This is a genomic window from Microbacterium sp. Be9, from assembly GCF_011754135.1.
In the GTDB taxonomy this organism is placed as follows: Bacteria; Actinomycetota; Actinomycetes; order Actinomycetales; family Microbacteriaceae; genus Microbacterium; species Microbacterium maritypicum_A.
This window is the reverse complement of sequence record NZ_WNWT01000003.1, coordinates 84,036-94,654: the sequence shown is the minus strand read 5'-3', so window position 1 is coordinate 94,654 and position 10,619 is coordinate 84,036. Positions and strand designations below refer to the sequence as shown.

Here is a 10,619-nt window from a genome sequence, read left to right as displayed (position 1 = left end):
CGGGAGTGCGCTCGAAAGCGCGACGGAAGGATCCGCGATCAGTCGAACGGGTTCTCGACCAGGGCGTTCGAGTGCGATGCCGACAGGTGCGCCAGCTGCTCGGACTCTTCGATCTCGGCGAGGATCTGCTTTTCCATTTCGTGCTCCTTCTGTGAGGTGTCCGCCTCGCGGGGTGCGGGGCGGTGTCCACGGTGAGTGAACACTGACGACCCTAAATGATAATGATTCTCAATATCTACTAGGATCGCTGACATGTCCTCCTCCACCCCCCTCCTCGCCGCTGATCACCGGGCCGGAGTCGTCTACGAGATCCATGACGGTTCCCGGCGTGTCGCCGTCGCCGACAGCTGGCTCGCCGAGCATGCGGGCTTCCTCCACCTCCCCGCCGGATCATCCGGCCGCTGGGCGTTCGCGGACGACCGCGGCGGTGCGCTGGTCATCGCAGACGCGGACTCCGTACGACGCGTCCCGATCGCCATCCCGGCGGAGCATCTGGCCTGCGATCCGAGCGGACGCCACGTGGTCGTCACCTCCGGTCTGGGCATGAACGAGGAAGCCTGGACCGACCTGGTGTCCGTCGTCGATCTCGCGACCGACTCCTCCGTGCGCTTCCGCGTGCGCACCGGTGAGCCGGGCGTCGTGGTCGCTCCGGATCAGGCCACGGGAGAGCCGATGATCGTGCTCCGCCATCGCGAACCCGGAGCCGTCGAGGCACTGCCCCTCGCGGCGGCGCTCGAGGTCGGAGCGCACGCACCAGTCCTGCGCGGGCACGTCATCGACGACCTCGCCGCAGACGGACACGGCGACGTGATGGACCCCGCTTCCGGCCTCATCGGCATCGCGACGAGCCGCGGTCTGGAGCGCTTCATCGTCGACGGCGGAGTTCCCCGCGCCATCGGCATCGTCCCGTGGCCCGTCGCAGGGCGCGCGTACTACCTGCGCCTCGCGGGCGACACCGGGCGCGCCACCGGCATCGTCCGCGGAGGACCGGCCTCTCCCGGATCGTGGCCGGAGTGGACCAACACCTTCGTCGATATCGACCTCGCGTCGGGAGCCTCCCGCACCGTGCCGCTGCCGCCGGGGCTCGCCTTCCGTTTCGCCCTCGCCACGGGCGTCGCAGCCGTCTCCGTCATCCATCCCGACGGGGATGTCGTGATCGTGATCGATCGGGAGGACGCGCGCATCGCGCGGATCACCCCGATCCCGGCGATGACGCACCCGCCCCGCGCAGGACGATTGCCGTGGGACGGCGTCGACGGCCGCCCCGCACAGCGCCGGTCCATCGCGATCGACCCCGGCACCGGAACGATCGCCGTCACCAGCGGCGGAGACGGCACGATCCACCTCGTCGACGACAGCGGCATCTCGACCATCGAGCTCCCCACCCCACTCGACGAGGGCGGGCACCTGCTGTGGGCCGGTGCCGACCACCGCGTCGACGATCTGGTCGGCCGATGAGCGCTCGCCGATCCGCGCTCGACGACGCCCTCGCACGTGCGGAACGTCACGGTCGACCGGGTCTTCCCGTCGGGGGCTTCATCCTCGGTCGTGCCGACGGTCGCTCTCGTCGCGGTATCCACCGCCTCGACGGCACGACCGTGATCGAGCCCGACGGGCACCTCCATCGGATCTTCCCGTCGCCCGACCGTCGGCGCATCGCCGTCGAGTGGGCGCCCACCGCCGATGAGAACGCCGTCCTCGGCATCGTCGATGCCCACGGCGGCACCCTGCAGCTGCACCCCGACATCCGTCTGCGCTACGACACCGTGCTCTGGGCACCCGACTCGCGCAGCCTCGACGTCGTCGCGAGCCGCGACCGGATGCTCGTGACCCTGGACCTGCAGACCGGCGAGCAGCGGGCGGCCGCTCTCGAGGCCGATGCACGACTGCGACTGTTCCCCGGCGGGGAGAGCGGCCTGCGCGCCCTCAGCTCGGGTTCGCGAGGCACGACGCTGACCGACCGGGGCACCGGAGCATCGCTGGGTCGCTGGCCGGCGCTCCTGCGGGCCTCCCCTCTCGGCACCGGCGTGCTGGTGTGGCACGACCGCGGGCTCGACGCCGTGCCGAACGTCGGTGCCGGGAAAGACGATGCCGGAAAAGACGATGCACTCTGGCGCTGGCACGATCCCGACGCGCTGATCGTCGATGTCGCGGTGCATGATGACCGCGTCGTCGTCCTCGCCGTCGCCGACGGGCGCAGCGTGCTCATCGACCTGATCGACGGTGTCGAGGTCGCGCGCATCGAGGCCGCGTCGAGCCCCTCCGATGCGCTCACCACCACGATGATCGGCGTCGACGACGGCGTGCTGCGTCTCGGCGTCGAGGGCCCGCTCACTCCCCCTCGCCTCCTGCAGCGCGAGCGCCGGGGGACCGTGGTGGTGCCGGCCGCTGCCGTGCGGCCCCTCGGCACGACCGTCCGCCACGACATCCGCGCCGACGACGGCGTGATCCTGACCGTCCACGTGACCTCTCCCCCGGGAACGGAGGGTCCGCTGCCGCTGATCCTGACCTGCTACGGCGGGTTCGGCGTGCCGCACCTTCCGCTCTTCGAGCCGACCGTGCCCGCCTGGGTCGAATACGGCGGAGCGTACGCCGTCGCGCAGCTCCGCGGTGGTGGCGAGCGCGGAGCTGCGTGGCGCGAGGCGGGCCGCGGCAGGAGCAAGCACCGCACGATCGCCGACCTCGCCGACATCGCGCGCGGACTCATCGAGGCCGGGATCACGCGACCCGACCTCCTCGTCCTCGCCGGGGCCTCTCTGGGCGGGGTCGTCGCAGCCGGGTGTGCGATCGCGCACCCGGAGCTGTGCGCGGGATTCGTCACCACCGCCGCTCCCCTCGATCTGCTCCACCTGGACGATCATCCGCTCGGTGCACGCTGGCGAGCGGAGTTCGGCGATGACGGCACCCGCGAATCGCGCGCTCACCTCCGGGCCCTGTCTCCGCTGGCGCAGGCCGAAGCCCTTCCGGCCGGTGCCCTGATCCCCTCCTATCTCGGCGTCGTACTCGGTGAGGACACCCGAGTGCGCGCTCGCGACACGCACCGGATGGTCGAGGCGCTACGACGAGCCGGCGGGTCCGCCCGGCTCTGGACGGCTTCGGGGGCAGGACACGGTGCGAACGAGTCCGCCGCGCTGCACGAGCTGGGACTCACCGTGCTGGACTTCGCGGCCGAACTCACGACCGAATCCACGACCGAATCCACGACCGAATCCACGACCGAATCCACGATGGGACGCGCCCGATGAGCGAATCCACCGGAGCCCTCACCGGGACGGACACACGGCGCACCCCCGTTCGGCGCATCCCGCGCCTTCGTCGGCGCACCGGCGGCCGCGTCGGCTTCCGGCGGATGCTGCCCGTCGGCCCGACCGTGACGACGATCACGGTGCTCGCGGTGTTCGTCCTCGTGCTCTCGGCCGCCACCGGACCCGTCACGGTCTCTCCTCTCGATGCCGCGAAGATCGTGATCGGCCATCTGGCCCCCGGCATGCCCTGGATGTCCGACGGCACCCTCACGCCGTTGCAGGATCAGGCCGTGTGGCAGTTCCGGGTGCCGCGGTCGCTCCTCGCCGCGCTCTCGGGCGCAGGTCTCGCCCTCGCCGGGGCGATGATGCAGGCGGTCGTGCGCAACCCGCTCGCCGAGCCGTACATCCTCGGCGTCTCCTCCGGCGCGAGTGTCGGCGCCGTGCTGGTGATCGTGTCGGGCGGCGCCACGTTCCTCGGTCTCACGATGAGCGGGGCGGCGTTCGTGGGCGCGATGGTCGCCTGCATCCTCGTGGCCATGCTCGCGCGCATCCGCGGAGAGCTGTCTCCGACCCGCATGATCCTCGCCGGCGTCGCACTGGGCGCCCTGTTGAGCGCGGTGACCAGCTACCTCACGCTCACCACCGATGCCCAGAACGTCGTCAGCGTGATGTTCTTCCTGCTCGGCAGCGTGTCGGCCGCCGACATGTCGTCGCTGCTGATCCCCGCGGTCGCACTCGCCATCGCCTGCATCGCGGCCTTCGGGCTCTCGCGGTCGATGAACGCGCTGCTCGCCGGTGACGAGTCCGCGATGGCGGTCGGCGTACGAACGACCCGGCTGCGTGGGCTGCTGCTCGTGCTCGCCTCGCTCCTGACCGGTGCGATCGTGGCCGTGAGCGGCGGCATCGGCTTCGTCGGCCTCGTCGTGCCGCACATGGCGAGACTCCTGGTCGGGTCGGATCATCGTCGGATGCTGCCGATCACGGTCCTCGGCGGCGCGCTGTTCCTCATGGTCGCCGACCTGCTGGCCCGTACGGTCGCGATGCCGACCGAGATCCCCCTCGGAATCCTCACCGCCTTCGTCGGTGCTCCCTTCTTCCTGTGGTTGATGCGCAGTGGCGGCGAGCGCGCGGGGTTCGACCGATGAGCGTGCTGTTCGACGGCGTGAGCGTCGCGCGCGGCGGTCGCACCGTGCTGCACGGCATCGACGTCGAGGTCGGCACCGGGCGCATCGTGGGACTGCTCGGCCCCAATGGCAGCGGCAAGTCCACGCTCCTGCGCGCGCTCTTCACGGGTCAACGTCCGCACACCGGGCGCGTTCTGATCGACGGCGCCGACGTGTCGCAGCTGGCCCCGCGCGCCCTCGCCCGCACGGTGTCGGTCATGCTGCAGGACTCCCCTTCCGAGTTCGACCTGACCGTGCGGGAGACCGTGCTCGTGGGCCGTTCGCCGCATCGTCCGCCCTTCAGCCGGGACACCGCGGAGGATCAGCGCATCGTGGACGAGGCTCTGCGCACCGCCGACGTGCACGACCTCGGCGACCGCCTGGTCCGTTCGCTCTCGGGCGGTCAGCGCCAGCGGGTGATGCTCGCCCGCGCTCTCGCGCAGAGCGGCGAGATCCTCGTGCTGGACGAACCGACCAACCACCTCGACATCGCGCACCAGCTCGACCTGATGCGCGTCGTGAGCGGACTCGGCACGACCGTGATCGCGGCCCTGCACGACCTCAACATCGCCGCGGCGTTCTGCGACGAGGTCGCCGTGCTCGACGAGGGCCGACTCGTGGCCTTCGGTCCGCCCGACACGGTGCTCGCCCCGGCGCTCGTCGACGAGGTCTTCCACGTCACCGCCCGCATCGCCGTCGAGGTCGACACCGGGGCACGCGCGATGACCTTCCATCCCCGAGAGCCCGTCGGCCGCTGATCCCCCGGCATCCGAACTCATACCCCCACCCCGCACCAACGAAGGAGAACACGAATGACACCCCGTACCCGAACCACCCGCCTGCTGGCCGCCGTCACCGTCGGCCTGGGCGCGATCGCCCTCACCGCATGCGGCGGTGGGGTCTCGAACGGAACGGCACCCGCCGCCTCCGGTGAGGCGATCACGATCGAGAACTGCGGCCGCACGGTCGAGATCCCGTCCACCCCCACCGCCGTCGTCGGGCTGCACCCGTCGCAGACCGAGCTGCTGCTGCGCCTCGGCCTCGCCGATGCGCTCGTCGGCCAGGCCCAGGCCACGACCCAGAAGCTGCCGTCCGACGTCGCGGACCTCGCCGCCGAGGTGCCGGTCATCGGCGGTGACGCGCCTCCGAGCCGAGAAGAGCTCCTCGCCGTCGAACCCGACTTCGTCTACTCGCCCACGACGTACGAGTTCACTGCCGAGCAGGGATTCGCCAGCATCGAGCAGCTGGCGGATGCCGGGGTCGCCACGTACACCGCGACGGGCGGCTGCTTCGACCGCCGCATGGAGGGCACGGTCGACGACCTCTTCACCGACCTCGAGAACCTCGGCGCGATCTTCCACGTGGAAGACGAGGCGGACGACCTGATCGCGTCGTCGCAGGCCGAGCTCGCCACCGTGGACACCGCGATCGAGGGACAGGATCGCCCCCGCGTCGCGCAGGTCTTCATCGAGGGGACCACCCTCACCGCCATCGGCGCCGGCATCGAGTACGACATCCTGCAGCGCGCCGGTGCCGACAACGTCTTCACGCCGGAAGACCCCGCGTTCGCCGACTTCTTCGCCGCCGAGATCACCCCCGAATCCCTCGCCGCCGAAGCACCCGACGCGCTCGTCTTCGCGGTGTCCGACCCCGCTCACGAGGCCGCCGTCCGCTCCTACCTCGCGACGACCTTCCCCGACATGCCCGCCGTGCGCGACGGCCGCCTGATCGCGGTGCCCTCGACCGATCTGTTCCCCGGCACGCTCGGCAACGTCTCGGCGGTCCGGCTGATCGCCGAGGGCCTCTACCCCGACGCCGTCTTCGGCTGAGCCGCGTCGGTAGGCACTGCGCCCCGGGGACCTCGGTCTCCGGGGCGCAGACCCTCCGGGCTCGCTGTCAGGCCTGCATCACCGCGAGCACGTTGCCCGCGGGATCGCGGAACCACGCGATGTCCGGACCCCGACCGTTGCCGCGCACGATGCCGCGTTCGTCGGACGGGAATTCCTCATCGCTGTAGATCTTGGTCTGCACGCCCCGGGCGATGAGCTCATCCACGGCGGCGTCGACATCGGCCACCGGGAAGTTCAGGATCGTGAAGCTCGCCGGGGTGTGGTTCGGCTTCGAGTAGACGAGGATCGATCCGCCGCTCGGCAGCCGCAGGTCGAGGAAACCCATCGCGTTGCGCTCGACGTCGAGCCCGAGCGCCGTGCCGTAGAACTCCTCCGCCGCGTCGATGTCGTCGACGCTGAATCCGCTGAATGCGTTGTCCGCTGTGAAGGCCGCCATGCTTCCAGCATCCGCCGTCCTCCGCCGATTGTCGAGGCCTTCCTCGAACGCCTTCATCGAGCCCCTTCATCGGCGTCATCCCTCTCCCCCGCGAGGCACCAGCCGTGCCGTGAAGCGGTCGGTCACCCGCAGCGGATCGAACAGCGCCCCGAGCCCGAAGCGCACGAGCAGCGCATGCACACCCAGGCAGATCCCGATCACGATCGCGGTGAGAAGGATGGGGGCGACGGCCTCGACCACGTCCGTCGTCCGCCCGCGCGTCGAGCGCAGGACCGCATCGATGAGGGCGAGGGGCATCATGTGCAGCACGTAGATCGGCAAGGTGCGCTGTCCGATCCAGCGCAGGGGCCGCGCGACCACGTCGACGTGGCGGTCCAGGAGCACGCTGAGCGACACCCCGAACGCCACCGCGATCAGGGCGAGCGCGGGCCACACGCCCGGCAGCAGGCGGATGGCCAGGCCCGCCACGACGGCCAGCGCCGCGACGTACACGGCGGCGAGCGCGACGGTGCTCCACACCCCGACGCTCTTCGCGAACCGTTCGACGACCGCGCGCAGCCGCAGCCCCACGAGGAAGAAGAACAGGTTCTGCACCAGCTGCCACAGGTTGCCGAGGTCGGGGATGACCCCGGCCCCGGCGACCGCCGCGATCACGAAGGCGACCGGCAGCACCACGACCGCCGGGATGCGGCGACTCAGTCGACCGATCGCCAGGTACACCGCGAGCGCGAGCAGATACCAGAGGTTCGTCGGGCTGATGGTCAGCTGCGCGAGCAGCTCCCACCCGCTGGTCGCCCGAGCCGTGTCGAAGTCGGGCACCAGAGCGAGCACGAACGTCTGGATGACGACCCAGACGATGTAGAGCATCGTCAGCCGTGCCGCGCGCCGCCGCCAGGAACTGCCGTCGTCGACGAGCACCGCGCGTGCGGCGAACATCCCGGAGACCAGGAAGAACAGCGGTATCCGCAACGGCAGCAGCTGGGCGTTCAGCGTCGCCCAGGCGTCGGTGACCGGCCCCGCACCCGGGGCCTCGATCGCGTGCTTGGTCACGACGTGCCAGAGCACCACCAGGATGATGCAGATGCCCTTCGCGACATCGGGCCATCCGACGCGTGGCGCGGGAGCCGCCGTCACGACGCCGCGCGCACGAGCCGCGCCACCAGGTCGACGTATGTCACTCCCGCCGCGGCGAACATCCGCGGCACCTGCGATGCCGCGGTCAGCCCCGGCATCGTGTTGACCTCGTTCAGCACCGGACCGCGGTCGGTCAGGAAGAAGTCCATCCTCGCCACGCCCTCGCATCCGAGGGCATCGAACACGGCGATCGCCGCCCGCTTGAGCGCCGACACCTCACCGGCGTCGAGCTGCGCCGGAACCGTGAACCGCGCGCTGCCGTCGTACTTGGTGGCCGTGTCGAACAATCCCGTCGCGTGGATCTCGAGGGGCGGAGCGGCCCAGCGGATGCCGCCCTTCTCACGCAGCACCGCCACGTCGATCTCACGCCCCCGCACGACCTCTTCGACCAGGATCCGGCGGTCGAAGCGCGCGGCCTCGTGCAGCGCGGCGAGCAGATCCTCCTCCCGCGTCACGAGACCCACACCGTGGCTGGATCCGGACGACACCGGCTTCACCACGGTCTCGCCCTCGAACTCCACGTCGCCGATGTCGTCGGCCGAGACCAGGCGACCGCGTGCAGTGCCCAGACCGACGGCATCAGCCACCAGCTTCGTCGTCCACTTGTCCATGCCGATGGCTCCGGCGCGCAGGCCCGAGCCGACCACACGCACGCCGGCGAGCGCGCACAGCGCCGCGAGGGCACCATCCTCGCCCGGAGCACCGTGCACCGCGGGGAAGACCACGTCGGTCCGCGTGAGCAGCGGAAGGGCGAGGGCGAGCGACTCGGCGGCCGAGCTCCCGTGCGGGCGGCCCTCGACGCGCCAGATCCCGTCACGGTCGATCGTCACGCACGTGACCTCGTGATCGCCCATCCGCAGGGCCGCGGCGACCGCGGCTGCCGATGCCAGCGACACCTCGTGCTCGGCGCTCTGTCCCCCGCCGATGACCAGCACCTTCGTCGTCATGCGACACTCCTCTGCACTCGCGGCCCGATTCCGGTGACGATCGTGTGCGGGATGGTTCCCGCCCACCGCGCCCACTCCTGCACCGACGGCACGGCTCCCCCTTCGGGTCCGAACACGGTTGCGATCGTGCCCCGGGGGAACCGCACGGCGCCGGTGTCGATCACGATCTGATCCATGGACACCCTCCCGACGAGCGGATACCTCACCCCGTCGATCTCCACGCCGGCGCCCGCTTCCCGTTCCCGCGGGATGCCGTCGGCGTACCCGACGCCGACGACGGCCAGGTGCGTCTCCCGATCGGTCACCGCCCCGCCTCCGTAACCGACCGCGGTTCCTTCCGGCACGCGCACGCTGTGCACGACCGGTGCCGTCCAGCGCGCGGCCCCCACCAGCGCGGTCGTCTCCGACGGGTCGATCCCGACGAGTCCCGCCCCGATCCGCACCATGCCGAAATGGGTCGCCGGGTCGGTCAGCGCTCCGGACGTCGCGGCGAGATGCACGAGTACGGGGCCGAGTCCTGCGCGCAGCACGGCGTCGCGCCCCTGTCGCATCCGGAGCACCGCTGCCGCGTTCGCCGCCGGGTCGGCCTCATCGGCGCGCGGCAGATGCCCCATGACCCCCGTGATCTCGACCCTGCCCCGCCCGGTACGCGCCAGCCGGAACAGCTCGGACCAGTCGTCGAGAGGGCACCCTCCCCGCGCCATGCCGGTGTCGAGATGCAGGTGCACGCGTACCGGATCCCCGGCATCGGCGGTCAGTTGGCGCAGCTCTTCGACCGAACCGACGGCGATGTCGATGCGGTGCTCCGCGGCGACGTCCGCGTCGACACCTGACGGGTTCAACCAGGAGAGGATCGGCACATCGAGCCCAGCATCGCGGAGCGCGACCGCATCGGCGACATCGGTCACTCCCAGCCATCCGGCTCCGGCGGCGACCGCGGCCCTGGCCACGACGACGGCCCCGTGCCCATAGCCGTCGGCCTTCACCACGGCCATGATCGGCACGGCGGTCACGGCCTGCACACGGCGCAGGTTCTCGGCGACGGCACCGGGAAGGGTGTGGAGCGTCGGCGCGTGCAGACGCGAGTACGTGGTGCGCTCGGTGGCGAGAAGGGTGGTCATCGCTTCGTCCTCGGGTCGGCGGTCGGGTCGGCGAGCATCTCGGGGCATCCGTCGTCGACGGCGTCGGGACGCAGCTCGTAGTGCCACGACTCGTTCGCGTAGATCTGGCAGAGGCCGTAGCGCGAGCCGCGCTGGGCGAGCCAGTCGAGCGCCGACCACGGTCCGAGGTCGACCGCATCGCCCGTCACGTGCTCCGAGGTCTCGGGGGTGGCCACCCAGCGGCGCGCCTCTTCTTCTGATCCGTACTGGACGATGGCATCCTGCAGCATCCACTCCTGCAACGCGGGAGAACGCCATCCGCTGTTCACACGGATGGTCACCCCGTCGGCCTCGGCGTCGGACGCGGCGCGCTGCAGCGCCGCGAGCAGAGCGGGGTCGAGGTTGCCGACGGCGACCCTGTCGACCTCGAAGACCGTGGGCTTGTCATCGTCGAGGATCACACCGTCGGCCTCGGTCGGGGCGACCACCGAGCCGGCGGATCCCCCGGTCGGAACGGGCGTCGGGGCGGGCGAGGGGATCGTGTGCGCCGCATCGGCGAATGCCGCGGACAGCGACTGCTGCACCGCGAACGCGAGGATCACGGCCGCAGCGATCGCGATCAGCGTGACGACGACACGGCGACGGCGACGCACTCGCGGTGGATGGGGGATGGTGCGGGTGTTCATGCTCCCAGTGAAGAAGGGGGCCGGTTGCCGGGGCGTATGCGCTTTTGCATATGCTCGC

11 protein-coding genes are annotated in these 10,619 nt (G+C 71.0%); 5 read left to right on the top strand and 6 right to left on the bottom strand.

The features are described 5' to 3' along the window. Positions 1-38 precede the first annotated feature (38 nt). Positions 39-137 (bottom strand): streptamidine family RiPP, encoded by a 99-nt coding sequence (amiA, locus tag GLO27_RS19715; RefSeq protein ID WP_017831216.1) that lies wholly within the window; start codon positions 135-137, stop codon positions 39-41. Between the two features lie 115 nt (positions 138-252). On the opposite strand from amiA, the gene GLO27_RS03295 reads away from it, so the two are divergent. The 5 genes from GLO27_RS03295 to GLO27_RS03275 are packed head-to-tail and all read left to right on the top strand — an operon-like array spanning position 253 to position 6,237. Beyond that, positions 253-1,458: a hypothetical protein gene (locus GLO27_RS03295; RefSeq protein ID WP_167253591.1), complete on the top strand. Its 1,206-nt coding sequence runs from the start codon at positions 253-255 to the stop codon at positions 1,456-1,458. After that, on the top strand, positions 1,455-3,245 hold the full coding sequence (locus GLO27_RS03290) for a prolyl oligopeptidase family serine peptidase (protein ID WP_167253589.1): 1,791 nt from the start codon (positions 1,455-1,457) through the stop codon (positions 3,243-3,245). The genes GLO27_RS03295 and GLO27_RS03290 overlap by 4 nt, the downstream gene beginning before the upstream one ends. Next, positions 3,242-4,390, top strand: a complete 1,149-nt coding sequence (locus GLO27_RS03285) for an iron ABC transporter permease (protein ID WP_208323522.1) — start codon at positions 3,242-3,244, stop codon at positions 4,388-4,390. The genes GLO27_RS03290 and GLO27_RS03285 overlap by 4 nt, the downstream gene beginning before the upstream one ends. Continuing rightward, complete coding sequence (locus GLO27_RS03280; RefSeq protein WP_167253587.1) at positions 4,387-5,166, top strand: ABC transporter ATP-binding protein; 780 nt, start codon at positions 4,387-4,389, stop codon at positions 5,164-5,166. The genes GLO27_RS03285 and GLO27_RS03280 overlap by 4 nt, the downstream gene beginning before the upstream one ends. A gap of 54 nt (positions 5,167-5,220) precedes the next feature. Further along, positions 5,221-6,237 carry an ABC transporter substrate-binding protein gene (locus GLO27_RS03275; RefSeq protein WP_167253585.1) on the top strand — a complete coding sequence of 339 codons (1,017 nt, stop codon included), beginning with the start codon at positions 5,221-5,223 and terminating at the stop codon, positions 6,235-6,237. 67 nt (positions 6,238-6,304) lie between these two features. Here the strand turns inward: GLO27_RS03275 and GLO27_RS03270 are convergent, their stop codons facing one another. From GLO27_RS03270 to GLO27_RS03250, 5 genes are all read right to left on the bottom strand, one after another. After that, positions 6,305-6,694: a VOC family protein gene (locus GLO27_RS03270; protein ID WP_029260102.1), complete on the bottom strand. Its 390-nt coding sequence runs from the start codon at positions 6,692-6,694 to the stop codon at positions 6,305-6,307. A gap of 75 nt (positions 6,695-6,769) precedes the next feature. After that, positions 6,770-7,828: an acyltransferase family protein gene (locus tag GLO27_RS03265; RefSeq protein ID WP_167253583.1), complete on the bottom strand. Its 1,059-nt coding sequence runs from the start codon at positions 7,826-7,828 to the stop codon at positions 6,770-6,772. Beyond that, positions 7,825-8,775 (bottom strand): D-alanine--D-alanine ligase, encoded by a 951-nt coding sequence (locus GLO27_RS03260; RefSeq protein WP_167253581.1) that lies wholly within the window; start codon positions 8,773-8,775, stop codon positions 7,825-7,827. The genes GLO27_RS03265 and GLO27_RS03260 overlap by 4 nt, the downstream gene beginning before the upstream one ends. Beyond that, the gene (alr, locus tag GLO27_RS03255) at positions 8,772-9,896 is read right to left on the bottom strand and encodes an alanine racemase (RefSeq protein WP_167253579.1); all 1,125 of its coding nucleotides are present in this window, start codon (positions 9,894-9,896) and stop codon (positions 8,772-8,774) included. Before alr ends, GLO27_RS03260 begins: the two co-directional genes overlap by 4 nt. After that, positions 9,893-10,561, bottom strand: a complete 669-nt coding sequence (locus tag GLO27_RS03250; protein ID WP_031206686.1) for a M15 family metallopeptidase — start codon at positions 10,559-10,561, stop codon at positions 9,893-9,895. Before GLO27_RS03250 ends, alr begins: the two co-directional genes overlap by 4 nt. Positions 10,562-10,619: the final 58 nt, after the last annotated feature.